At 33.8% G+C, this 22,969-nt stretch carries 27 protein-coding genes; 13 read left to right on the top strand and 14 right to left on the bottom strand.

Annotated elements, in window-relative coordinates; genetic code table 11:
- The first annotated feature begins 5 nt into the window (after positions 1 to 5).
- The 4 genes from AACZ41_RS00550 to AACZ41_RS00565 all read left to right on the top strand — a co-directional run bounded on the left by AACZ41_RS00550 (position 6) and on the right by AACZ41_RS00565 (position 2,599).
- Positions 6 to 269 carry a DUF3098 domain-containing protein gene (locus AACZ41_RS00550; protein ID WP_339625405.1) on the top strand — a complete coding sequence of 88 codons (264 nt, stop codon included), beginning with the start codon at positions 6 to 8 and terminating at the stop codon, positions 267 to 269.
- Entirely contained in the window at positions 270 to 1,067 is a 798-nt protein-coding gene (locus tag AACZ41_RS00555; RefSeq protein ID WP_339625407.1) for an undecaprenyl-diphosphate phosphatase, read from the top strand.
- 24 nt (positions 1,068 to 1,091) lie between these two features.
- Complete coding sequence (gene truB, locus AACZ41_RS00560; protein WP_339625409.1) at positions 1,092 to 1,805, top strand: tRNA pseudouridine(55) synthase TruB; 714 nt, start codon at positions 1,092 to 1,094, stop codon at positions 1,803 to 1,805.
- 65 nt (positions 1,806 to 1,870) lie between these two features.
- Positions 1,871 to 2,599, top strand: a complete 729-nt coding sequence (locus tag AACZ41_RS00565; RefSeq protein ID WP_339625411.1) for a hypothetical protein — start codon at positions 1,871 to 1,873, stop codon at positions 2,597 to 2,599.
- Here AACZ41_RS00565 and AACZ41_RS00570 read toward each other — a convergent pair.
- From AACZ41_RS00570 to AACZ41_RS00595, 6 genes are all read right to left on the bottom strand, one after another.
- Positions 2,582 to 3,178 (bottom strand): thioredoxin family protein, encoded by a 597-nt coding sequence (locus AACZ41_RS00570; protein WP_339625413.1) that lies wholly within the window; start codon positions 3,176 to 3,178, stop codon positions 2,582 to 2,584. The genes AACZ41_RS00565 and AACZ41_RS00570 overlap by 18 nt on opposite strands.
- Before the next feature lie 64 nt (positions 3,179 to 3,242).
- On the bottom strand, positions 3,243 to 4,121 hold the full coding sequence (locus AACZ41_RS00575; RefSeq protein WP_339625415.1) for a YitT family protein: 879 nt from the start codon (positions 4,119 to 4,121) through the stop codon (positions 3,243 to 3,245).
- 20 nt (positions 4,122 to 4,141) lie between these two features.
- Positions 4,142 to 5,545 carry a TolC family protein gene (locus tag AACZ41_RS00580; protein ID WP_339625417.1) on the bottom strand — a complete coding sequence of 468 codons (1,404 nt, stop codon included), beginning with the start codon at positions 5,543 to 5,545 and terminating at the stop codon, positions 4,142 to 4,144.
- Between the two features lie 2 nt (positions 5,546 to 5,547).
- A complete protein-coding gene (locus AACZ41_RS00585; RefSeq protein WP_339625419.1) occupies positions 5,548 to 6,900 on the bottom strand; it encodes a biotin/lipoyl-binding protein in 1,353 nt (450 codons plus the stop codon).
- Positions 6,893 to 8,575, bottom strand: coding sequence for an ATP-binding cassette domain-containing protein (locus tag AACZ41_RS00590; protein WP_339625421.1), 1,683 nt, complete (start codon positions 8,573 to 8,575; stop codon positions 6,893 to 6,895). The genes AACZ41_RS00585 and AACZ41_RS00590 overlap by 8 nt, the downstream gene beginning before the upstream one ends.
- A 7-nt stretch (positions 8,576 to 8,582) precedes the next feature.
- Positions 8,583 to 9,254 (bottom strand): TetR/AcrR family transcriptional regulator, encoded by a 672-nt coding sequence (locus AACZ41_RS00595; RefSeq protein ID WP_339625422.1) that lies wholly within the window; start codon positions 9,252 to 9,254, stop codon positions 8,583 to 8,585.
- Positions 9,255 to 9,474: 220 nt separating this feature from the next.
- Between AACZ41_RS00595 and AACZ41_RS00600 the strand changes: the two genes are divergently transcribed.
- Together AACZ41_RS00600 and cutA are read left to right on the top strand one after the other, a co-directional pair.
- Complete coding sequence (locus tag AACZ41_RS00600; RefSeq protein ID WP_339625423.1) at positions 9,475 to 9,837, top strand: hypothetical protein; 363 nt, start codon at positions 9,475 to 9,477, stop codon at positions 9,835 to 9,837.
- Between the two features lie 139 nt (positions 9,838 to 9,976).
- Entirely contained in the window at positions 9,977 to 10,294 is a 318-nt protein-coding gene (cutA, locus tag AACZ41_RS00605) for a divalent cation tolerance protein CutA (RefSeq protein WP_339625424.1), read from the top strand.
- Positions 10,295 to 10,300: 6 nt separating this feature from the next.
- Here the strand turns inward: cutA and AACZ41_RS00610 are convergent, their stop codons facing one another.
- Entirely contained in the window at positions 10,301 to 11,224 is a 924-nt protein-coding gene (locus AACZ41_RS00610) for a LysR family transcriptional regulator (protein WP_339625425.1), read from the bottom strand.
- A 96-nt stretch (positions 11,225 to 11,320) separates the two neighbouring features.
- On the opposite strand from AACZ41_RS00610, the gene AACZ41_RS00615 reads away from it, so the two are divergent.
- The 4 genes from AACZ41_RS00615 (at position 11,321) to AACZ41_RS00630 (ending at position 13,880) form a co-directional block, all read left to right on the top strand.
- Entirely contained in the window at positions 11,321 to 11,635 is a 315-nt protein-coding gene (locus tag AACZ41_RS00615) for a hypothetical protein (RefSeq protein WP_339625427.1), read from the top strand.
- Between the two features lie 72 nt (positions 11,636 to 11,707).
- On the top strand, positions 11,708 to 12,670 hold the full coding sequence (locus AACZ41_RS00620) for a sodium-dependent bicarbonate transport family permease (RefSeq protein ID WP_339625429.1): 963 nt from the start codon (positions 11,708 to 11,710) through the stop codon (positions 12,668 to 12,670).
- Between the two features lie 35 nt (positions 12,671 to 12,705).
- Positions 12,706 to 13,269 (top strand): DNA-3-methyladenine glycosylase I, encoded by a 564-nt coding sequence (locus AACZ41_RS00625; RefSeq protein ID WP_339625431.1) that lies wholly within the window; start codon positions 12,706 to 12,708, stop codon positions 13,267 to 13,269.
- A gap of 23 nt (positions 13,270 to 13,292) precedes the next feature.
- The gene (locus AACZ41_RS00630) at positions 13,293 to 13,880 is read left to right on the top strand and encodes a hypothetical protein (protein WP_339625433.1); all 588 of its coding nucleotides are present in this window, start codon (positions 13,293 to 13,295) and stop codon (positions 13,878 to 13,880) included.
- An 18-nt stretch (positions 13,881 to 13,898) separates the two neighbouring features.
- Here AACZ41_RS00630 and aat read toward each other — a convergent pair whose 3' ends face one another.
- Both aat and AACZ41_RS00640 read right to left on the bottom strand, forming a co-directional pair.
- Complete coding sequence (gene aat / locus AACZ41_RS00635; protein WP_339625435.1) at positions 13,899 to 14,552, bottom strand: leucyl/phenylalanyl-tRNA--protein transferase; 654 nt, start codon at positions 14,550 to 14,552, stop codon at positions 13,899 to 13,901.
- Positions 14,553 to 14,663: 111 nt separating this feature from the next.
- Positions 14,664 to 15,038, bottom strand: a complete 375-nt coding sequence (locus AACZ41_RS00640) for a DUF3127 domain-containing protein (RefSeq protein WP_079511227.1) — start codon at positions 15,036 to 15,038, stop codon at positions 14,664 to 14,666.
- Positions 15,039 to 15,164: 126 nt separating this feature from the next.
- On the opposite strand from AACZ41_RS00640, the gene AACZ41_RS00645 reads away from it, so the two are divergent.
- Entirely contained in the window at positions 15,165 to 16,313 is a 1,149-nt protein-coding gene (locus AACZ41_RS00645) for an ATP-binding protein (RefSeq protein ID WP_339625437.1), read from the top strand.
- A 2-nt stretch (positions 16,314 to 16,315) separates the two neighbouring features.
- On the top strand, positions 16,316 to 16,672 hold the full coding sequence (locus tag AACZ41_RS00650; protein WP_339625439.1) for a hypothetical protein: 357 nt from the start codon (positions 16,316 to 16,318) through the stop codon (positions 16,670 to 16,672).
- Here AACZ41_RS00650 and AACZ41_RS00655 read toward each other — a convergent pair.
- Together AACZ41_RS00655 and greA are read right to left on the bottom strand one after the other, a co-directional pair.
- The gene (locus AACZ41_RS00655; RefSeq protein WP_339625441.1) at positions 16,659 to 17,051 is read right to left on the bottom strand and encodes an HIT family protein; all 393 of its coding nucleotides are present in this window, start codon (positions 17,049 to 17,051) and stop codon (positions 16,659 to 16,661) included. The genes AACZ41_RS00650 and AACZ41_RS00655 overlap by 14 nt on opposite strands.
- Positions 17,052 to 17,127: 76 nt before the next feature.
- Positions 17,128 to 17,604 (bottom strand): transcription elongation factor GreA, encoded by a 477-nt coding sequence (greA, locus tag AACZ41_RS00660; protein ID WP_339625443.1) that lies wholly within the window; start codon positions 17,602 to 17,604, stop codon positions 17,128 to 17,130.
- Positions 17,605 to 17,736: 132 nt separating this feature from the next.
- On the opposite strand from greA, the gene AACZ41_RS00665 reads away from it, so the two are divergent.
- Positions 17,737 to 18,174, top strand: a complete 438-nt coding sequence (locus tag AACZ41_RS00665) for a hypothetical protein (RefSeq protein ID WP_339625445.1) — start codon at positions 17,737 to 17,739, stop codon at positions 18,172 to 18,174.
- Between the two features lie 569 nt (positions 18,175 to 18,743).
- Here the strand turns inward: AACZ41_RS00665 and AACZ41_RS00670 are convergent.
- From AACZ41_RS00670 to AACZ41_RS00680, 3 genes are all read right to left on the bottom strand, one after another.
- Positions 18,744 to 20,906, bottom strand: coding sequence for a TonB-dependent receptor (locus tag AACZ41_RS00670; RefSeq protein WP_339625447.1), 2,163 nt, complete (start codon positions 20,904 to 20,906; stop codon positions 18,744 to 18,746).
- A 1,265-nt stretch (positions 20,907 to 22,171) separates the two neighbouring features.
- Positions 22,172 to 22,477 carry a hypothetical protein gene (locus AACZ41_RS00675; protein ID WP_339625449.1) on the bottom strand — a complete coding sequence of 102 codons (306 nt, stop codon included), beginning with the start codon at positions 22,475 to 22,477 and terminating at the stop codon, positions 22,172 to 22,174.
- Positions 22,478 to 22,715: 238 nt separating this feature from the next.
- Positions 22,716 to 22,925, bottom strand: a complete 210-nt coding sequence (locus AACZ41_RS00680) for a hypothetical protein (RefSeq protein WP_339625451.1) — start codon at positions 22,923 to 22,925, stop codon at positions 22,716 to 22,718.
- Positions 22,926 to 22,969 lie beyond the last annotated feature (44 nt).

Consider the following 22,969-nt stretch of genomic DNA (forward strand, 5'->3'; position numbering starts at 1 on the left):
GCGCCATGAGCAAAAATAACAAAGTAGAACAGCAAACTAAGCAAGAGTTTATTTTTCAGAAAAAGAATTATACGTTCATGTTCATAGGACTTGCCTTTATCGCCTTAGGTTTTATATTAATGAGTGGTGGCGGCAGTGACGACCCAAATGTTTTTAATCCAGAAATTTACAACTTTAGAAGAATTCGATTAGCACCTACATTGGTTCTTTTAGGCTTAGGAATTGAAATCTATGCCATCCTTTTAAATCCACACAAAAAGAAAGAATAATTGGATACATTAGATGCTATTATACTCGGAATTATTCAAGGATTAACCGAGTTTCTTCCTGTTTCCTCAAGCGGTCATTTAGAATTGGGAAAAGCAATATTAGGAGATAATTCTGTTCAAGAAGAGAGCTTATTATTTACTGTTGTTTTGCATTTTGCTACCGCTTTAAGCACTATTGTTGTTTTCAGAAAAGATATCTGGGAAATTATAAGTGGTCTATTACAATTTAAATGGAACGAGGAAGGTCGGTTTTCTGCAAAAATCATTATTTCAATGCTTCCTGCAGTTTTTGTCGGTCTATTTTTTGAAAAGCAATTAGAATCGTTCTTTGGAGGCAATGTTAAGTTTGTAGGGTTTATGTTGATTATCACGGCCGTACTACTATATTTTGCAGACAAAGCAAAGGATACAGATAAAAAAGTAAGTTTCGGCAACGCTTTTCTTGTCGGTATTTCACAAGCCATTGCAATGCTACCAGGTATTTCTCGTAGTGGTGCTACTATTTCTACCTCCGTTCTTTTAGGTGTTGATAAGTCTAAAGCTGCTAGATTTTCTTTTTTAATGGTAGTCCCTTTAATTTTTGGAAAAATTGCCAAAGACCTTATGAGTGGCGAATTAAATTTTGATGGAGAAAATAACATGGCCATGGGCGCAGGTTTTATCGCTGCCTTTGTTGCCGGACTGGGAGCCTGTACTTGGATGATTACTTTGGTAAGAAAAAGCAAGCTATCCTATTTTGCCATCTACTGTCTTATTGTTGGGCTAATTGCTATTATTTACGGATTCACAAATCCGTAAGACGTATTTAAAACCCTAGAATTCATGAAAAATTTGACCAAAGAAGATTTTTTAAATGGTCAGTTATTATTGATTGACAAACCCTTGGGATGGTCATCATTTCAAGCAGTCAATAAATTAAAATGGGCGATTAGAAAGAAGTTCAGTTTAAAGAAATTCAAAATTGGCCATGCAGGAACTCTAGATCCATTAGCAACTGGTTTGTTAGTGATTTGTACAGGTAAATTCACAAAGAAAATTACAGAATATCAAGGTCAAGAGAAAGAATACACCGGTGTATTTACTTTAGGTGCTACCACGCCCTCGTACGACCTAGAAACAGAAATCAACGAAACATTTTCAACTGACCACATCACTCCAAGTTTAATTCATACCACCACTGCTCAATTTATTGGTGAAATAGAACAAGCACCTCCTGTGTTTTCAGCCTTAAAAAAAGATGGAAAGCGATTATATGAATTCGCACGCGAAGGTAAGGCTGTCGATATCCCGAAAAGAAAAGTTTCAGTAAGTACTTTTGAAATTACTGAAATCGACAACTTAAATGTTCACTTTAGAATTGCTTGTAGCAAGGGTACTTATATACGTTCTATTGCCAATGATTTTGGGGAAGCCCTTAATTCTGGAGCACATTTAACATCGCTAAGAAGAACCAAAATAGGTGATTTTAACGTAGATATAGCTGAAGACCCTTTGGTCTTTGCAGATACTTTATTAGGGCCTCAAGTAAACGAGTAACCAAACAAAAGTTTACGTTATATCGATTCCCTAAAATATTTTAGTATTATTAAGGTTATATAACCATGAATCTGAATCGACAACAATTATCATTACTCATTACCCTCTTTAGCATGTCTATAGTGGTGTTGATACTTTATGGTATTCAGTTGGGTGGCGAAGAAGTGACCGAAGATGACTACGTGGTTGAAATGGTAATGGATACTGAAATTTTGGAAGAAATTTTAGAGGAAGAAAAAGCCAAAGAAGACCAAGCTAAAGCTGACCCTATTAAAAGTCATTTAGCATTCAACGAAACTGCAAAACCTAGTTATGGTAACCCTGAACCTTTGCAAACTTTAGAAGAGTTGATGGAGGAACGCAGTGAAATGAGCGATGTAAATCCTTCGGAAAATGCGATTTCTGACACTGGGTATGCCGAAAGGGTCAAAGCCTTGGCAAAAAAGAGAGAAGAAAAAAAACAACTTTTAGGAGAAAAAGAAGCTCAAAAAAAAGAGTTCACTAATAATCTTGCTGCTAGAAGAACTTCGGTATCCTATTCTTTGGTAGACAGAAATAACTACAAATTACCACCGCCAATTTACACCTGTATTGAAGGCGGAAAAGTCGTAATTAACATTAAGGTGAATGCTTTAGGATATGTTACAGAAGCTGATTTCAATGAAAAAAGCTCTGGCACTTCTAACGGGTGCCTTGTGGATAATGCTATTGCATACGCACTTAAAGCAAGATTCAATTCTTCTGAGAAAGAATCTCAAAAAGGCACTATTACTTACCTATTTCAAGGGAAGTAAGCGCAATATATCTTGCAAGACACTTTGCCCTTTATCTTTATTATAAAACACCTGTAATTCTTGCTTAAATTCTGGAGTCAATGCACCATGCTTCTCTTTAAACGACTCAACCAATTGTGTGGCATTAATAGATCTAGGACCCCATGTTGCAACTACAGAACCTTCTTCATTGATTGCAATAAGTTTAGGGATAGACATAGAACCATTTGTAAGAAACCGATTCATAACATCTAAATTTTCATCACGAAGAATTAGAGATAATGAGATATTAGGGTTTAATTCTGTGATTTTATGCATAACCGGTAATGCCGGAGAGGCATCGCCACACCAACTTTCAGTTAGCACCACCCACTCAATATTATGTTTTATCGATTTTATTTTCGCAATGGCCTCTTCGCTAAAGTTTAAGGTTTTGTCCCACCTACGCATGCGGCTATTATTTAATTGGGTATACTGTGCTAACGCTTCTGATTGCACTGGGCCTGTTGACTCTCCCTTTTCTGATAAATCAGAGACCAATTTTCTATATTCAAGATAGGTATAACTATTCTCCAAACTTTTCTTAAACACTTTATCCATCGATCTTACTATTACTGGTTATTCATACTAAACGATGCCATTAGTAGTATTAAAATAATATTACTTACAAAGATCGTTTCTTAATCATGCCACCACGTGTATCGTTAATTTTACCCATTACTACGAAAGCCTTTGGGTCAATTTTATTAATTTCAATATTAAGACGACGAATTTCCAAACGAGTAATCACTGTATAGATAACATCATATTCTCTATGCAAGCCATGTTTACCAAACCCGCCTTTAGCTTTATATATGGTTAACCCACGGCCTAATTTTTCTATTATCATAAGCCTTATTTCTTCGCTAGAGTCAGATATTATCGTTACCCCGGTATATTCTTCAATACCTTCAATAACAAAATTTAATGTTTTGGATGCAGATAAATAGGTAAGCATGGAATATAAAGCTGTTTCTAAAGACAGCATATATGCCGCTGCAGAAAAAACTAAAATGTTTACTAATATTATGATATCGCCAATAGTAGTACCCAGTTTACGACTTAGATAAATTGCCAAAACTTCAGTACCATCAAGTACGCTACCTCCTCTAACGGACAATCCTATTCCTGCTCCAAGAAAGAAACCACCAAATACAGAAACCAAAAGTTTATCTTGTGTTACTTCAGGAAATTTTATAAATGCGAGAACAAAAGCGAGACCTAAAATCGCCAAAGCAGTTTTCAAAGCAAATATTTTTCCTATCACCCTATACCCTAAAAACACAAAAGGGATATTCACTAAAATTATTAATACATACAAAGGTATATCTGCAGTTTCAGCAATCAAAAGAGAAATTCCCGTAGCACCACCATCAATAAAACTGTTAGGAAATAGAAAACTTTCTAAACCAAAAGCAGCGGCAAAAATACCTGATACAATAAAAAAAGTATCCTTAAGAAGTAACCAATAGTCTACTTGCTCAATCACCTTATGTGGTCGCATAAATTATTTCCTTGTATTATTTATAAATTTTCTGGATTGACGGCCAAACTATTGAATAGTTTGGCCTTAGCCGTAAAGTATTTGTTCTCCACTTGATTTTGTTTTAAAACAGCATCTATCAATTTACTTTCCCTAGAATTAATTAAAAAAAGTGAACTTTCCCCGAAGCTAAATTTTCTCTCCTCAGCAGCCAACAAAGCAGCATATCCGGACACTATCTCATCTATCAATATATTCTGACTTTGGAAAGAGTCAAGTTCATTATAAATGGCTACTATTTTATTCTGAATTTGAACCTCAGCATTATCTAACTCGAATTCTGCATCTCTCAATTTCAATTTCGCCAATTTTAAATCTCCTCGTTCCTTTCTCAAAAAAAGTGGTAATTCAAAATTTAATCCTCCTTTATAGTTCTGAGTTTCGAAAGAATCAAAACCATCTGGAGAATCGGTAATGAAATTATACTCTACATCTATTCTCGGCAGCAACTTATTAGTCTTTAATCGTTTGTCTACAACCAAGCCATCAATTTTATATCCTAATGATCTTAACTTAGGATGATTCTCAAGAGAAAAACTATCTAACGGTTTTCCTAAAATTTCTAATGATTGGTCTATTTCAGTATCCAAGGAAAGGTCCGGCACCACATGGGGTTGCAATTCCATTGGAATATTGTCACCCATCCATAGGTAGTTAGAAAGCTCTAAACGAGCATTCTGCAAGGTTACTTTTGCCTGCTCCATTTCTAACGCCCTATTCTGCACTGCAATCTTTGCCTCTACCGTATCAATTGCGGCTACTTCCCCTGCCGCAGCACTGCGACCAACACCCTTAAGCCTTACTTTCGCATTTTTCAAAAAATCATTAAAAACCTGTCTATTGCGATACGCTTGTAACCAATTAAAATATGCCAAAGAAGCATCGAACAATATCTGATTTACTAATAGATCCCTATCGGCCTTAGATTGTTCCCTAAAAAATTTAGCTTTTTTTACTGTAGCCATTCGTTCGTTCATCCAAGAACCACGGCCTAATGAAAGTGAAACCCCAGCACTATACAACCCATCATCAGGCACATTACGCTCAGCATTTACATATTCGCCCGAGTACTGCTCAAAATTTCCTTTAAACTCAATGCCATACCATGTCGGTATTTTAAAAGTTGTGTTGAGTAAATCGTAATATTCTGTTCCCTTAAATTCTTTGGTGGAATAATCGACTGCAATTTTTGGATCAAAACCACCTCTTGCCTTCATAAGGTTTGCCTGACCTACAGTCAAAACCATTTCGGCTTGTTTAGCTATAGGATGATACTTTTTCACATACCCCAAATACTCCCGAAAATTCAATTGAATAGAATCGGTATTTTGAGCATTGGTCAACAAACCAACAGAAAAACAAAATAGAAAAATAATATTTCGCATCGCTATTTCTTTACAGGTTTACCTTGAGCACCTTCTGGTTGGTAATAATTAGGAGGGAAACCATTTAACTGCCTCCATAATTCGTACCATATCGGCACATCTTCTAACAAAGCAATGGTATTGGCCCCTGATCCTACACGCAGTGCACTTGGCCATGGCTGGTCTCCCTCTTCCGGTGATAATAAAACCCTATACTTACCATTCGAATTTATAAACGTTTCAATCGCCACAACCTCGCCGGCATATGTACCGTATGAAACATTTGGCCAACCACTGAATATGATTGCAGGCCAACCATCGAACTGAATTCTAACTTTTTCACCCAAATGAATTAACGGTAAATCAATCGGACTAACGAATGTCTCTACGGCCATGTCATAATCTGCTGGCATAATACCCACTAATGGCGTTCCTTCTTTGAAAGTTTCACCAATGCCCGCGGTAATTACCTTATTGATATATCCATTTTGAGGTGCTCGAATATAGTGTAGCTCATTACGCATTTGGTAATTGGTATAGTCATTTTCTAATTTACTTACTTGTGCTTCTGAGTCATACTGATTTGACATTGCCGTAAACTTATCGCTTTGGGCTTTTGAGATTTTATCAGTGTAAGATGCTTGAACACGATTAATTTCAACTTCAGCATTAATAATCTCATTTTTGGCCGCTAGCAATTTATTCTCTTGCGAAAGTAATTTAGCCTGCGTTTCTTGAAGCTTTAACCTTTTCTCTTCTACATCAGTCACCGCTTTAAGCCCTTCACTTTCCAATTGTGCAGTTCGCTCATATTGACGTTCTGCAATTTTAATATTCGTCTTGGCCGCTTCAAAGTCAATACTATCACTCTGAGCTTTCAACTTTGATTGTAATAATTTGTTTTTGGCCTGCTCAAGTTTTAACCTTTTTTCCTTAAAAAGTGCTGCTACTTGGTTATCTAATGACTTCACCTTTTCCCCATAAGACACTACTGATGAACTTTTTGACTTCAATTGTTCACCGGTACGCTCTACCAAATTAGGGTCAAAATATTCTGACTTAATTTCTGATATAAAAAGAATGGTATCTCCTTTTTCAACATAATCACCCTCTCTAACATACCACTGCTCTATTCTACCAGGTATCTGAGATTGAATAGTTTGCGGTCTTTGCCCAGGAGTTAAAGTAGTCAAGAACCCTCTAGAATTAATAGTTTGTGTCCAAGGTAGAAACAGGACAATGACACCTACCACTGCGAAAGCGAATAAAAAGCGATTAAAATGTTTGTAATGCCTTTTGTGGTCAACTTTTTGAACGGATTTAAAACGCTCTAAAGAAACTTTTTCATTCAGTTTTTTATGAGATATATTAAGCATCTTTCCCCTTTATTTCGTTTACAATTCTTCCTTTATCCATCGTAATGATTCTCGAACACTTTTTAATCCATTTATCATTTTCACTCACAACCAAAAGGGCCCACCCGTTAGATGAATCACTTAAGAAATTTAAAATTCTGTTAGCTTCTTCAGTATTAAATTGATCTAATGGATCCTTTAAAATAAGTAGTTTAGGCTTTCTTACAATACTTCTTGCCAATACAATTTTCTTAGAAATGGTATAAGGTATTTGTTTCCCCTCAGGGTAAAGAACTGTATTTAATCCATCTGGTTGTTTTTTAACAAACTCAGTAAGCCCTACTTTATCAAGCGCCCAATATACCTGCTCATTTGTGGTGTTCTTATCCCCAAAAGTTATGTTGTGTAAAATTGTGCCTTCAAAAGGTGATTCTTCTGGCAAGGATTGACCTAAATGAGAACGGTAATAGTTTAAGTTCATCCCTTTTAACGAAACGCCATTCACATAAACTCCACCACTGTCTGGCTCCAAAATTCCTGCAATAATTCTTAATAAGGTGTTTTTGCCAGAACCACTCTTTCCTCTTAATAAAACGGTGCAATTCGGCGTAATAGTCAAATCAAGATTTGAAATAATTTGTCTTTTCGTTTGCGGAACACTATAAGAAATATCACTTAGCTCAATTGTAAAAGGTTGGTTTTCAATGAATGGTTTTTCTCCTTCTTGCGGCTCTAATTCCTTATCGACCACCTGACCCATTTTTTCTAATGATGTCAATAAATCATAAAAGGTCTCTAAGCCTAGAATCAATTTTTCAACTGAATTTATGACCAATAGAATGATAATTTCTGCCGCCACAAACTGCCCAATATTCATCTCTTGATTCAAAACCAATAACCCACCTATCAACAAAAGTCCACCAGTAACTAGGACTTTAAAGCCAATCATTTGAATAAACTGAAGTACTAAAACATTAAAATGACTTTCTCTGGCATTTAAGTATTCAACGACCAGTGTATCATTTTTATCTAATGCATGAGATGTTTTCCCGGAAAGCTTAAAGCTAACTATTGATCGTGCAACCTCCTGTATCCAATGCGCTACTTTGTATTTGCTTTTAGATTCATCTAAACTAGTATCCAAACCTCTTTGTGCCGTAAACTTAAATACAACATATATCAACAAGAGTAAAAGAATACCATATACAATAAAAAAAGGATGGTAAAATGACAGCAATAATAATCCAAATACAATTTGCAATAAAGCAGCAGGAAAATCTATCAACACCTTTGATAATGATTTTTGAATAGTCAATGTATCAAAAAACCTGTTTGCCAATTCTGGTGGATAATAGTTATGAAGTTCACTCATCTTAATTTTAGGAAATCTGTACGCAAATTCAAATGAAGACCTGGTAAATATCTTTTGCTGAACATTTTCGATTATCCTAATCTGCATTAACTGAAGTATCCCCACAAAAGCTACGCCAATGGTTACAAGTACCACAAGAACTATCCACGAAGTGCTTATTTGGGCACCTTGCATTAAATTTATGATCGCTTGTATACCTAATGGAAGCGATAGGTTTACAACACCCGCAAAAATGGCGTAATAAAAAACTTGAAAAACGTCTCTTTTATCAAGCTTAAGCAACCCTATAAAACGCTGCCATGATGTTAATATATTTTTAGCCATTTAAGTTCTATTTTAAGGTATTAAAAACAAGATGAGTTAAGTACTGGGTCGGGGTTACCTTGTCGTCACAATCTGTTAATGACGGAAAGTGCTCCTTTAAAAAGTGTTGGTGTAAACCATTTTCTAAAATGGTGCTTGCCAAACTAGTAGGATATTGGTAATCTGGATCAACATCGACAATCATATCTCGAATTCTACCGATGAGTCTTTTGTAAATAATATAAAATCCTTCTTTGTTTTCTACATCTACTTCTTTCGTTAAATAGGACTTTGAATATTCATTAATGACAATTTTGTTCAACAACACTTCATTAATGTGCGAGAACGCAGAATCTTCCTTCACTTCTCGGGTAATAATCTGTACAGCCTTCAGTAATTTTTCCTTTGGCTGGGCAATACTATTTGTCGCAAAAACCAAATAATATTCCATCCAACCCCAATACCAAGAGGTTAGGTACAACAGTAGTTTGTGCTTATTTTCAAAATAACGGTAGATAGAACTTTCATTCGAACCAATTTCTCTGCCTAGCTTCTTGAAGGTGAAATTTTCCCAACCCATTTCATTAATCATCAAAATACTTTCCCTAACAATATTCTTACCCAATTCAGAAGATACGGGATCCTTAACAAATAGCTTGTCGTTAATTTTAATAGTAACACCCTGTAATAATCTATCCATGTCTAAATAAATTTAAATCCGTTGCAAATATAATAGTAATACTATTGACTTATAATAGTTTAACATTTTTTAACGAAAGTATTGCTTTGTTGTTTGAGATTTTAGCTATTTTAGATTTAATAGAAAATATTTGATGGTGATTTTTCTGTATTTGATAAAAAAATAATGAAATAGATGTTTCAAAAGACGAAAACCATGTTTAACCCTTAAATGAAATATTATGAAATATACAATTGTACTGCTTGCATTTTTAATGTTCTCATATAGCAGTTTTAGCCAAAACGAAATCAGTGATTTGAAACCTGGCGATATATTATATATAAATAAAGATTCAAACACTCCATTTCAATATCTCTATTTTCCAAAGCCCAATTTTATAATTAAACGCGGTTCCATTGCCAATTACAAAGGCTTAAATGGAATGCAAGTAAAAATTGAAACGATAACAGAAGAATTTGTTGCTAGACTCATCCCTTTAAATGGTAAAAAATTCTTTAATATATTTTCTTACGTGAATGCCGACCTAAAAAGCGCATTGAACAATAAGGAGCTAGAGCAATTAAACACTGGTCAAAAATCCTAATTCATTCAATCAATAAAGATTTATGAAAATCCTAAATGGTACTTTTTATTACAGACCATTTGGGTTTTTTTTTGTTAATTAATGCTTACTGAAACAACATTAACGGATACAAGTAAAATATCGTTAAAATATTTAAAATATGATATTAGGATACATTACGGTGAAAAATAAAAAGCAAGCTAAAGAGGTAGCAAAATTACTTTTGGCCCAAGATTTAATTTATAGTGCAAGTATTTCAACCAAAAAAGTATTTAGTAAAAATTTAGATACAGGTGAAATAGGCTATGAAAAACAAACAATCATAGAAGGGAAGACGAAAGCTTTATTATTTAGTACCATTAATCAAATTCTTAGAGTCACTTATCCAGAAAATATGCCTATGCTTTATGCTGTACCAATTATTTATATGGATGCAGAACAGACCCAAACCTTACGTGATCAAACAGCCAAAGTATAGAAATGATCAATAAGCATCTATCCAATTAAAATTATCTTTTATCACTTGTTCTTCTTCTGATCTTAAATATTCTAAAAAAGCCTTAGCAGTAGGTGATAATTTTTTTGACTTCAACCATATTATATTCCATTTGGTAATAATTGGCAGTCCTTTAACTGGTATAATTTGAGCATCATTGTTCATGAGCTCATTTTTCAAACCAATAATAGGCATTATCGAAAATCCTAAACCAGCAATAACCGCCTGCTTTACGGCTTCATTAGAAGTAAGCTCTATTTTTTTTCGAACATCAAACTTATTCTTAATTATAAATTGCTCCATTGCAACTCTTGTTGCTGATCCCACTTCCCTGTAAATTAATGGTGATTGTTCAAAAAGCTTCTTTTTAGTAAGTCCGGCGTTATTCAAACCACGTTTACCTGCAATTAAATAGAGTTTATTCTGCATCAGCTCAACACGTTCAATATTTAATTTTTTGGGTAACACAGAGACCATTGCAAAATCAACTTTGTTCAACTCCAAACTTTCAATTACCTGAGCCTTATTTGTAACGTCTATAATTAAGTCGACACCTTTATTTTGACTCATAAAATTAGATAGCATATAAGGCATTACATATTTACCGGTAGATACTATTGAGAATTTTAATTTACCGACCAACTCACCTTTATAAGCAAGGGTCTTATAGTTTATCTCATCTACCTCTTTTAATATTTTTTCAGCAGCTAATGCAATTTCTTTTCCAAAATCTGTCACATAAAGTTTTCTACCGACCACCTCGGTAAGCGGAATTGAAAATTGGTCTTGAAAGTTCCTTAACTGTATCGATACTGCTGGCTGAGTTAAATGCAGCTCCTCAGAAGCTTTCGTAATACTTTGGTTTTCAAATATTTTTAAAAATATTTTTAACTGATGCAAGGTATAGTTCATTAATTATTTTTATGCTTAATATTATAAATATAAATAAAAATTTATGAATTAAAAATGTAAGATTTGCATCAGAATTAAAACAACAAAAAACATTTTATGAAATCAGCATTAAAATATCCAGTTCAAGCAATTAAAACAAAACAAAAGATTCAACTTATTGATGGAGAATTTACCGTCTCAGAAGCCAATGATGTGATTCAATCATTAATCAATGAAAAGATAAATTTTCACAAACTACAACGCTTAACGATGTGCGAAGGTTTTTCTGGAGCTAACACCAAATTTCCTGATAGTAGAATTACCGAATTAGAGAATGATAAGTTGACAGCAAAACAGTTTTTTAAACAATTGAAGTCTAAAGGGGTTACTATTAAAATAAATGGCGTTTTAGAAATTTCAATAAACGAATAAAACCTGCATCTCTAGTTTTTAAAATTAAGTGAGTTATTAAAATCTTCATTCTCCTTTACAAGTACCAATTTTATGGATTTAACCTTATTGTTAGATAACCTGACCAACCCTGCCCTGCTCTTCTTTTTTCTAGGTATAATAGCAGTTCAATTAAAGAGTGACCTAGAAATACCCCCAAATTCATCAAAATTCATTTCTCTGTATTTAATGTTCTCCATAGGGTTCAAAGGTGGATTAGAACTTTCTCATAGCAATTTAGATATAGAAATATTATGGTCTCTATTATTCGGGGTCTTTCTAGCGCTTTTTGTACCCATCTATACTTATTTTGCACTAAGAACAAAATTTAGCGTTGCCAATTCTGGCGCAATAGCTGCTTCATACGGCTCTGTTAGCGCGGTAACCTTTGTAACCGCTGTTTCATTCTTAGAAATGGAGCAAATAGAATTTGGCGGGCATATGGTTGCGGTTATGGCATTAATGGAAGCTCCCTCAATAATCATTGGCGTATTACTCATGTCTTATTTTCAAAAAAACAAGGAAAATAAAATTTCACTGCCTAGTGTATTTAAACATTCACTCACTAACGGTAGTGTACTATTAATTATAGGAAGCTTAATTATTGGGTTCTTGGCAAGCGATCAACATGCAAGAGGCATTGAGCCATTTACCACAGATATTTTTAAAGGATTCTTAGCTGTTTTTCTATTGGACATGGGAATTACCAGTGGTAAAAAACTAGCAGATTTTCTAAAAAAAGGTTGGTTCGCATTCCTATTCGCCATCATCATCCCATTATTAAACGGTAGCGTAGTGGCCATAATAAGCTCCGTATTTACCGAAAGCATTGGTAATCGATTTTTGTTTGCTATTCTAGCAGCTAGTGCTTCTTATATAGCAGTTCCGGCTGCCATGAGATTGGCTGCGCCCAAAGCGAATCCTAGTTTGTATTTACCAATGGCCCTAGCTATCACTTTCCCCTTTAATATTACCATAGGCATGCCCTTGTATTTATATATTGTTCATTTATTTTAATTTGACCGCACAGCAATATATAGTACTTTTAAATCATGGAAAAACATCGCTGTGGATGGTGCAAAGGTGATTTGCTTTACGAAGCTTATCATGACGAAGAATGGGGGGTTCCCGTTAAAGATGATGAATTACTATTTGAATTTTTAGTTTTAGAAACATTTCAAGCTGGGTTAAGTTGGATTACCATTTTAAAACGGCGTGAGAATTTTAGAAAAGCATTTGATAATTTTGATTACCAAAAAATTGTCAAATACCAAGAACCTAAAATTTTAGAACTATTACAAAACGAAGGTATCATTAGAAATAAATTAAAAGTTCGTGCCACCGTAAGTAATGCCAAAGCATACATTAACGTTCAAAAGGAATTTGGAACTTTTAGTGAATACATATGGCAATTCGTTAAAGGCGTATCGGTAAAAAACAAAGTACTCAACTACAAAGAAGCTCCTGCGAATACCCCAACTTCTGATGCCATAAGCAAAGACTTGAAAAAGCGTGGTTTTAAATTTGTTGGCAGCACAATTGTATATGCATTTATGCAAGCCACAGGATTAGTAAATGACCATGAGATCAAATGCTTTAGATACCACGAAGTTTAATGATCAATTTAAATCTACTACAGTTGAAAAAAATATATGTAAATCTTATTTTCGTTTCAGTTTTTGCATGCTGCCAATTGAGCTCTGCCCAAAATAAATATGAAAGAGAATTTCGCATTAGAAAATCACAATTCCCTTCCGCTGCTCATGCTATTATTGACGACAATATCGTAAATGCTAAACGTTTAAAATTTTATCAAGAAAATGATAGCAACAAAGTAAGTTTTAGAGCCAAACTTAAAAAAGATAAGCTTTGGTATAATATAGAATTCGACAAGGAAGGCACTTTAGAAAAAATAGAAATATTGATTAATTCCACCGATATTCCAAACGATACCTATTCAAATATTGAACATTATTTGAATACTATTTTCTCCAATTATCGAATAATTAAACTTAAACAACAATATTATTCAAATAATGACACTATAGAAGAAATATTTAAAAACGCTTTTCAAAATCTAATTCTACCCTCAATCCAATACGCAATTGATGTAGTCGGAAAAAAAGAAAAAGGAAATTTAGACTATGAAGTTCAGTTTGATGCAGATGGTAATTTCAAAAAAATGAGAACCACTCTTCCTTCAAATTACGACCATGTTCTTTATTAGCAGAAAAAAATAACCATATCACTTTAAAAGTTTCAAAAATTCTATTCGAGATATTTCTTGTGCCCCTAGACTTTGTAAATGTTCTGTATACACCTGGCAATCGATAATTTTATATCCCTGTTCTTGTAATTCTTGCGCTAATTTTATGAAGACGAATTTAGAAGCGTTCGATGTTAAACTAAACATACTTTCTCCACAAAACACATGGCCTAAATCTACTCCGTAGAGGCCACCTACCAATTTATTTCCTTCCCAAGCCTCGTACGATTTGGCGATTCCTTTTTCATGCAATTGTAGATATGCCTTTTTCATTTGCTCCGTTATCCAGGTACCATCTTGACCAGATCTATCCACTGAAGAACAATTTTCTAATACATCTTTGAAACACGTATTTTTTGTTAACCTAAATCTATTATCGCGAAGCACTTTTCTCATGCTTTTAGAAATTTTAATCTGCCTTGGATAAAGAACCATTCTTGGATCAGGACTCCACCATAATATAATGGAATCATCATTGAACCAAGGGAAAATACCCTGCTGATACGCTAACAACAACCGCTCTGGAGAAAGATTACCACCAACTGCTAAAAGACCATCTGAATTTGCAGTATCCACCGGTGGAAATTCTAATGAATCGGTTAAAAAAAACAATCTGTGTTGAGACTTTTCCATTTTTTTTTAAATTAAAAAAAAGATCATAAAACAAAAAACTTGTTTAACCATAAAAGTCAAACAAGTTTTAAATTATATAGACAATACGTCTATCTATGATCAACTAGCCATTTAAAATGGTAAATCATCATGGTCTTCTTCGTTTAAATCATCTGCTGGCTCAAATGCTTCCATAGGTGGTACCGGTGGCATACCTGCTGGCTGTGCTTGAGATGAACCTTCTATACGCCATCCTTGAATGGAGTTGAAGTATTTAACTTCTCCTTGAGGGTTCGTCCATTCACGACCTCTTAGATTAATGCTAACTTTTACATCTTGCCCAACTTTATAAGAATTCAATAAATCGCACTTATCCTGAACAAACTCTACCATAATATGTTGTGGATATTGTTCATCTGTAGTTACTACCAATTCTCTTTTTCTAAACCCATTAGAACCAAAGGTTTGGGTTTCACCTATCAATTTTACTTTACCTTCTATTTCCATGTTGAACTCTTTTTACAATAAAGTTCAAAAATAGGTAAAATGAAGCGGGAATAAAACAACCTGTGCAGATATCAACACAACAATTATTTACATTTTAGGTTATCTTTAGTATTAGACAACTATTGGATGAACTTTATCCCTAAAAACAAGATTTCCAACATTTTTCTATTGATAGGCTCCTTTGCTGTTGTGAGCCTTATCTTATGGAACACCAATAGTTTTTTTAAACAATTTAAAGAAGAGGAGCGTTTAAAAATGGAGATTTGGGCAACCGCACAATCCGAATTTCTACAATCTTCTGAGACCGTAGACTTAGGTAGCCTTCATTTAAAGGTATTTCAAAACAATACCTCTACCCCAATGATCCTTATTAATAAGGATGAAACCATTAGGGTCAATAATTTTCCGCCGAACAAAGCTAAAGACTCCATTTACATACAAAATCAACTAAATAAGTTTAAGAACGAGAACACTCCTATTTCCATAGATCAACAAGGGGAACATTTGGCAACGCTATATTACGGTAATTCAGAGGTACTGAATAAATTGAAGTTTTATCCTATTGCATTATTACTTATTATTTTTCTATTCGCAGCAGTGATATACTTTCTGTTCAAAACCAATAAGGCAGCCGAGCAGAATAAATTATGGGCAGGTATGGCCAAGGAAACCGCTCATCAAATAGGAACCCCACTTTCTTCGCTATTAGGATGGAACGAATTATTAAAGACCGAATCAATAAACCCAAGCATAACTAAAGAGATTGAAAAAGATATTGATAGGTTACAAACAATTACCGAACGATTTTCAAAAATTGGATCGTTACCTAAACTTGTAGAGAGTGATATTGTTGAAGAAACAAAAGATGCATTCGATTATCTAAAAAGAAGAAGTTCTAAACTCATTCATTTTTCATTTAGTTCAAAAGTGAATCAACTACCTGTTTTACTAAATAGCTCATTGTACAATTGGACCATTGAAAATTTGGTTAAAAATGGAATCGATGCTATGCGAGGCAAAGGAAGTATCGCCATAGAAATTGTACCCGACGGCAAATATGTGAATATATTAATCGCAGATACGGGGCATGGTATTTCTAAGAGCAACTATAATAGTATCTTTACACCTGGTTTCACCTCTAAAAAAAGAGGTTGGGGCCTAGGTCTTTCTTTGGTCAAGCGTATTGTTGAGGAATATCATGATGGCAAAATAAAAGTGTTATCATCTGGCAAAGAAGGTACTATTATGCAAATTTCTCTAAAAGTGTCCCACTGATTATGGCTAAGGAAAAACTCGTAGTTATTAAAGAAACCAAATTAAATAACAATTGTCCTGAATGTTTTAACCAAGATTTAAAACTAACCTTTTATCAAAAACATACGTACGGCAGTTTTTTTCGCAAAACCACTGCTGAATTAAGTAACAAACTGGTATGTAATACTTGCCATTCCACAATATATCCTGTTAGCTGGACCGAAGATATTGAACGTATGTTCAACTATTATCAAAAGACGGCTTTACCCGAAAAAAAATCCTCTAAACCAACCTTGCTTTTCTACGCAGTATTATTGGCTTTAATTGCAGTTGTTGCGGGTGTTGTTTATTTATTTATAGCTGGGGTTATTCAATTTTAGTACGTATTGCTTTTGCAAGGCTAGTTAACTCTTGATCAGTCAACTTCACTTTATGTTGAAAAGTAGCATCTTTCATTTCGTTTAAAGGTATTAAATGAACATGCACATGTGGTACTTCTAAACCTATTACACTCATACCAATACGTTTACAATCGACTGTTTTTTCTAGAGCCTTTGCAACTTTTCTCGAAAAAGTCATTAACTCTAAATAGGCATCCTCATCAAGGTCAAATAGCTTGTTCTCTTCCTTTTTTGGAATACAAAGGGTATGACCTTTTGCATTTGGGTTAATATCTAAAAAAGCTAAATAGTTTTCATCTTCGGCAACCTTATAACAAGGTATTTCTCCATTAATAATTTTGGTAAAAATAGTCGGCATAATTTAAATTTTTAGTGGAAATAAAAAATCCTACCCTTTTAAAAAAGATAGGATTAAATATAGTTATTTTAAAAATCTAACCTCTTGTAATTTCAAGAATTTCGAATTTCAATGCTCCATTAGGCACAGTAATTTCGGCAGTGTCCCCTACTTTTTTACCTAGTAGACCTTTACCTATTGGTGAATTCACAGAAATTTTTCCCGATTTTAAATCAGCTTCGCTTTCCGCAACTAACTTATAGGTCATCTCCATGCCGTTATTTTGATTTTTCAATTTAACGCTAGAGAGCACCAATACTTTAGAAGTATCTAATTGCGACTCGTCTATTAAACGAGCATTGGCTACAGTATTTTCTAATTTAGCAATCTTCATTTCGAGTAGACCCTGTGCTTCTTTTGCTGCATCATATTCGGCATTTTCTGAAAGATCACCTTTATCTCTCGCTTCGGCAATTGCCTGAGAAGCCTTTGGCCGCTCAACATCTCTTAAGTGATTAAGTTCTGCTTTAAGTTTTTTTAAACCTTCTACAGTATAGTATGATACGTTACTCATAACTTCCTCGTTTTATAAATAGACAAATCCTCTGCAATTGCCTTTTAGTATGGCTTTTTAAGAGAGGATTTAACACAAATATACATAATTTTTATGCAAATTTGTTCAAGTTTCTCAAAACAAAAATATAGCATGATTCGTTATCTAAGTACCCTAATCTTCCTGATAATCACCGCTTGTAGCAATGATGGCACCAATAGAAATCCATATTTACAGGAGATTAGTTTTCGTTTTGAGGCTAATTTAAATTTACCATCTTATAGTCCTCTTACCAATACAGGTAGTGCTGTACTTATACAAAACGCAACTGCTGGCACAAAAGGGGTATTTGTAATAAATGCTGGTTTTGATCAATTTAGAGCATTTGAGGCAAGTTGCCCTAATCACGCACCGAATGAGTGTTCTACCATGACTTTAAATGGACAACTAGCTACATGTTCTTGTGAAGATTATGAATATAGCCTTTTTACCGGTCAGCTCTTAAACAGACCTGATGATGGCAAACGCTATTATGACATGCTAGAATATAGAACTAGTTTTGGCGGAAATATTGTTGTTATATCTAATTGACATTTATTCTTCTAATCGATATCTATCCATTATTTCTTTGAAAAGTTCATATGAACTAAGTGGCGTAAAAGAAATTGCATTGGCACCCAGCTTTGATGGCCATCATTATAGTTTCATCGGCTTTACCGCTTATAGCAATGATAGCTAAATTTGAATCTAAATCTCTTATTCTCTTTCTAATATCTACTTTTCTTCCTGCTACATATACATTAAAAATAACTACTTCAGCTTGCAGCTCAACTTAAATATCATCTTTTTCAGATATCACCATAGTAGTAACGGGAATGTCAGTTTTCTCTTTTAACTTGCCAATAAGGCTATTTGGGGTTGTTTTAAACAAAACAACCCCAAAGCACTCTGAAATTATACTAGAATGGCCAACTCTAAAGACCAAACTCTGGTTATTATTCAACCACCTAATGCGCAGAAAATAGGTTTATCGGCAGCTAAATACAAGAATATTATGCCTCATAACCCTAAAATTTAAGTAACCAAGTTTAGAATATTCTTCGTTACATCATAACTAATAAACAAATATGTAAGACAAAATAGTTATGCTATAATTTATATTAAAAATTAAGAGTTGCTCCCATTAAAACGTTTGTACCGGCTTGTGGGTAATATCCCTGCACTTCGAAGGTATTTCCGGGTGTTGACCAAGAATCTAAATATGTATATCCGTTAGAAACATATTTCTCGTTTAAAATATTATTCACTAAACCAGAAATTACGATGGACTTCAAAATTCTGTCAATTTTAATTTCATAAGTGACATTGAAATCTGTAGTAAAATAAGAGTCTAACTTAGATGCTTCGGTATCTGTATTACTAAGATACTGCTCACCAACATATTTTGAGAAAAGTGATAAACTCAAAGCTTCACATGGTGTATAGCTAAGGATATTACCCGCAACTAAAGATGGTGAAAATCCAATGGTTGTATTCCCCAAATCTTGTAACACATTATCCCTATCAATAAAAAAGTCAACATTTTTATTGGTGCTTAAAGCAACGTTAGGTCGAATACCAAACTTGTCATTAAATCGAATGTTCGCATCAATTTCAAGTCCTAATCTATAACTATCACCTATGTTTTCTCTTAATGGTGCGCCTACATCATTCAGTTCTCCAGTAAGAACCAATTGATCCTTATAGCTCATATAATACATGTTAGTATTAAGCTGCACATCGGTTGATACATACCTCCATCCTAATTCAAAATCGTTCAACTTTTCTGGTTTCGGATTTCCGCTTTCATAATCATTTCTATTTGGTTCTCTGTTCGCTACCGCATAAGACAAATAAAAATTATTGTTCGCATTCAAGTCAAACGTAACCCCAGCTTTCGGATTGAAAAAATTCAAAGTATCATCTACAATACCTGTATCATCACCATTCGCTTTGTAACCAACAGTTCTATATTGTAAATCTCCATATACCGACCACTGATCATTCAAATGATAATTTGCTTTAGTATATACATTGAAGTCTGTTTTAGATGAACTGTCATCATAATAACGGTCTTGATAACTACTGTTACTTGCATATCTCGCCCAAATTACTTCACCAAAATGGTCGCCTTCATACTTGTTAAAACCACCTCCCATAATTAAATCTAACTTGTCTTTCCTGTAATTTGCAGAAAAAACAGTTCCATAAAAGTCATTATCTAACCAACGTCTTCTTATTACATCTGTTGTATTCACTACTTCCCCATTAACAGTTATGGGATCAAAACCATAGGTAGAAAAATCATCAGCTTCTTTATATTGTTCAAAGAAACCCCTACCTCTAGTATAATGCAAAGCAATATTGGTGCTCCAGAAATCTGAAATCTTTTCATTCCATAATAACTGGGCATGATCCTGCTTATAATTATCTACCTCATTGTTATAAAACTGGGTATTACCATCCAAATCAGTATAAATTCCTGAAGGATTAAATGTTCTATCATCAGTCAATGTTTGAGAATCAACACCATACCAGGCTTGATATGTAATTTCATGACCGCCAAATAATAATGCCTTTATTAAGGTATTGTCATCTTTATAAGCTCCTTGTAAAAAATAGGAGTCTAAATCCGACTCGGCCCTATCGATATAACCGTCTGAATTAATTTTTGATAATCTACCAGAGATCTCTATTCGATTATTCAACAGGCCTGTACTAAATTTTAAGTTATTTCTTAAGGTTTTGTAACTGCCAATCGAAGTTGATATTTGACCATAGGCATCTTCAGAAAAACCATCGGTCAATACATTTAAGCTGGCCCCAAAAGCACCTGCCCCGTTGGTTGATGTACCGACCCCTCGCTGTAGTTGTAAACTTTCAGTTGAAGAGGCAAAATCTGGCATATTAACCCAGAATGTTCCTTGCGATTCTGCATCGTTATAAGGTATACCATTTATGGTAACATTTACACGTGTAGCATCACTACCTCTTACTCTAATACCTGTGTACCCTACACCTGCACCTGCATCTGTGGTCGTTACTACAGATGGTAAAAAATTCATTAAGACAGGAATATCCTGACCCAAGTTTCTTGGCATAAGATCCTCTTTTGTAAGATTGGAAAATGTAACCGGAGATTCTTTGGTTACCCTAATGGCAGAAACGAAAACCTCGTCTAGCACTACTTTTTGACCCTCTAAAGAGTCGGTTTCCTGCTCTTGGGCGCAGACACCCATACTCAGCGTCAAAAACGCCGCAATTGTGAAAATAGATAGTTTCATTCGTAAAATTATTACGAATAAAAGGGGCTATTATTCTAAGTTAAAATTGATTTTTGAGCAACTAAGCTCGATTTCCAAAAGATTTCATATGAATAAAAAAACCATACTTCATCTTACTTCAAAAATTAAATTCAAATTTTTGAATTGTCCCTTGGCAGCATTACCCGCCCAGGTTCTTTGGGTATAATCTCAGCTTTATCCTAAATATGTTTAGAATTCGGCACCCCTTTGAGATGCCACAAATGTAATACAGTTATTTAAACTGTCATAAATAATTTCATAAAAATAACAGCTTGTTTAAATAACAATATTAAAGAACTTAGTCTCCAAAGTTTCATACTTATACCAAGCTCATTACTGCATTATAAGGATTCTAAAAAGAATAAATTTACTCTTAAATTGCCATAAGCTATTTGCATTCAGTCATTTTAGGCGTGATTGCCTTTTTATTCTATTTTTAATGAAGTTCAGGAAAATTTTGCTTGTTAAAAGACTGTTGAAGAAGACAATAGCCAACTAAAAACAAACTCACTTCTATCTCTGTTATTTAAGATTGAGGGATTTACAAAACTTGCTCTTCAAACCAATATACTCCTCCAGTTTTCCTAAATAATGGTATCATATATCTACGCAAACACACATTATGACAGTTAACATATAAATTATATTTTTTCTAAAAAATAGCAAAGGGTAGCATATAGCCACCCTTTGCTGACCAAACCAACTTGAACAAACAAGTATTTTTATAATTACATAGCTACACAATTATCATCTTCATCAGCTTATACCAAACACAGAGAAAATAATACGTCTTTTGCAATAACCGCAAAACCTACTATTGTTAATGCGCCCAATAAAATCTTAAATTAAAAAAAGGAGCTGCAACCGCAGCTCCCTCCAACCACCTATCAAACTTCTGTCTTAAAATCGTAAATCAACATCCCTATTTGTTTTAAAAATCAAATAAAGTAATGCCAATTTGGGGGCTATTTCAAAAACAATTTCTTCTTGGTGGCACCTTCATAGTTAACGGTTAGTGTTTACGCGAAAGTGATATTTTGAATTTTTACTTTTCCCAACATATTTTTGAAATCATAGCTAATGCTAAAACTAAAATTGTTGTTGTGATTGAAATAAAAACTATAGTGACCATTGTTTCATAACTTGATTCATATATTAAGACACCACTTTTTTTGGTTGGTCACATTTTTAAATAAAAAAAAACTGCATTTTGCAGTTTTTTTAAAACGTTAAGAGAGAAACTCTTACTTTTTATTGATCCAATTACCATGCTGGTCAATATACACGGTTCTTCTAGTTCCACTTTTTAGAACCATAACCAATTTAAATTCTCCTTTATCATTCTTATATGCAGCTCCAAGTTTAGATGTCGGATATTGTTTTAATATCTCCTCTATAACCGGAGGCGTTAATTGATTAGACTTTATTTTTACAAATTCGTCAATCGAATTCATTACTACTTCTGATACAACCGTATTTGAAACATTCATTGCCGATACGTTTAACGTCATCCCCAAAGCCAATAAAACAAGTATTGCGTAATTTTTCATTCAAACTATTTTTAATCGTTTACATCTTTATTATTTACGGAGTAAGTCAGTAAATGGATTACCTATTGACCAAGTTTTTAAGTTTTACCTGCAAAAAAACTGCCGAAGCAGCTTTTTATTAATAACTAAATTAAATTGGGAAAATTATATTTCTAGCCAGTTACCATTGGTTTCAGTATAAAGTTCTATCGAAGTACCATCTTCAATTGAAACTTCTAACTTATATGTATTTTCATCATCAACGTAGGCTATATCTAATATCGCCCCAGTAATAATCTGTCTCTAATGCTTCTATAATTGGTGTAGGTACATCAGAAACAGCTACTTCTGTATAATCTTGTAAAAATATATCTTCCATTATACCATCATGAAATATAATTGGGGTAGCAGCAGTTCCCATTGTTAAACTTCCTATCGCTAAAGCTGATGCAAAAACTAATTTTTTCATCTTTATAATTTTTAAATTAAAAAATCTTATAAACTGTATTAGAA

Origin of the sequence: uncultured Maribacter sp., assembly GCF_963974015.1 — a bacterium.
In the GTDB taxonomy this organism is placed as follows: domain Bacteria; phylum Bacteroidota; class Bacteroidia; order Flavobacteriales; family Flavobacteriaceae; genus Maribacter.

What these genes read in the sequence shown, in the direction of transcription:
- AACZ41_RS00675 (WP_339625449.1), bottom strand. Translation starts at nt 22,477, where the DNA reads ATGAAAAATTACGCAATACTTGTTTTATTGGCTTTGGGGATGACGTTA.
- AACZ41_RS00640 (WP_079511227.1), bottom strand. Translation starts at nt 15,038, where the DNA reads ATGGAAATAGAAGGTAAAGTAAAATTGATAGGTGAAACCCAAACCTTT.
- AACZ41_RS00595 (WP_339625422.1), bottom strand. Translation starts at nt 9,254, where the DNA reads ATGGATAGATTATTACAGGGTGTTACTATTAAAATTAACGACAAGCTA.
- AACZ41_RS00645 (WP_339625437.1), top strand. Translation starts at nt 15,165, where the DNA reads ATGAACTTTATCCCTAAAAACAAGATTTCCAACATTTTTCTATTGATA.
- aat (WP_339625435.1), bottom strand. Translation starts at nt 14,552, where the DNA reads ATGGAAAAGTCTCAACACAGATTGTTTTTTTTAACCGATTCATTAGAA.
- AACZ41_RS00670 (WP_339625447.1), bottom strand. Translation starts at nt 20,906, where the DNA reads ATGAAACTATCTATTTTCACAATTGCGGCGTTTTTGACGCTGAGTATG.
- AACZ41_RS00620 (WP_339625429.1), top strand. Translation starts at nt 11,708, where the DNA reads ATGGATTTAACCTTATTGTTAGATAACCTGACCAACCCTGCCCTGCTC.
- AACZ41_RS00625 (WP_339625431.1), top strand. Translation starts at nt 12,706, where the DNA reads ATGGAAAAACATCGCTGTGGATGGTGCAAAGGTGATTTGCTTTACGAA.
- AACZ41_RS00610 (WP_339625425.1), bottom strand. Translation starts at nt 11,224, where the DNA reads ATGAACTATACCTTGCATCAGTTAAAAATATTTTTAAAAATATTTGAA.
- truB (WP_339625409.1), top strand. Translation starts at nt 1,092, where the DNA reads ATGAAAAATTTGACCAAAGAAGATTTTTTAAATGGTCAGTTATTATTG.
- AACZ41_RS00650 (WP_339625439.1), top strand. Translation starts at nt 16,316, where the DNA reads ATGGCTAAGGAAAAACTCGTAGTTATTAAAGAAACCAAATTAAATAAC.
- AACZ41_RS00665 (WP_339625445.1), top strand. Translation starts at nt 17,737, where the DNA reads ATGATTCGTTATCTAAGTACCCTAATCTTCCTGATAATCACCGCTTGT.
- AACZ41_RS00570 (WP_339625413.1), bottom strand. Translation starts at nt 3,178, where the DNA reads ATGGATAAAGTGTTTAAGAAAAGTTTGGAGAATAGTTATACCTATCTT.
- greA (WP_339625443.1), bottom strand. Translation starts at nt 17,604, where the DNA reads ATGAGTAACGTATCATACTATACTGTAGAAGGTTTAAAAAAACTTAAA.
- AACZ41_RS00565 (WP_339625411.1), top strand. Translation starts at nt 1,871, where the DNA reads ATGAATCTGAATCGACAACAATTATCATTACTCATTACCCTCTTTAGC.
- AACZ41_RS00680 (WP_339625451.1), bottom strand. Translation starts at nt 22,925, where the DNA reads ATGAAAAAATTAGTTTTTGCATCAGCTTTAGCGATAGGAAGTTTAACA.
- cutA (WP_339625424.1), top strand. Translation starts at nt 9,977, where the DNA reads ATGATATTAGGATACATTACGGTGAAAAATAAAAAGCAAGCTAAAGAG.
- AACZ41_RS00585 (WP_339625419.1), bottom strand. Translation starts at nt 6,900, where the DNA reads ATGCTTAATATATCTCATAAAAAACTGAATGAAAAAGTTTCTTTAGAG.
- AACZ41_RS00580 (WP_339625417.1), bottom strand. Translation starts at nt 5,545, where the DNA reads ATGCGAAATATTATTTTTCTATTTTGTTTTTCTGTTGGTTTGTTGACC.
- AACZ41_RS00600 (WP_339625423.1), top strand. Translation starts at nt 9,475, where the DNA reads ATGAAATATACAATTGTACTGCTTGCATTTTTAATGTTCTCATATAGC.
- AACZ41_RS00615 (WP_339625427.1), top strand. Translation starts at nt 11,321, where the DNA reads ATGAAATCAGCATTAAAATATCCAGTTCAAGCAATTAAAACAAAACAA.
- AACZ41_RS00550 (WP_339625405.1), top strand. Translation starts at nt 6, where the DNA reads ATGAGCAAAAATAACAAAGTAGAACAGCAAACTAAGCAAGAGTTTATT.
- AACZ41_RS00655 (WP_339625441.1), bottom strand. Translation starts at nt 17,051, where the DNA reads ATGCCGACTATTTTTACCAAAATTATTAATGGAGAAATACCTTGTTAT.
- AACZ41_RS00575 (WP_339625415.1), bottom strand. Translation starts at nt 4,121, where the DNA reads ATGCGACCACATAAGGTGATTGAGCAAGTAGACTATTGGTTACTTCTT.
- AACZ41_RS00590 (WP_339625421.1), bottom strand. Translation starts at nt 8,575, where the DNA reads ATGGCTAAAAATATATTAACATCATGGCAGCGTTTTATAGGGTTGCTT.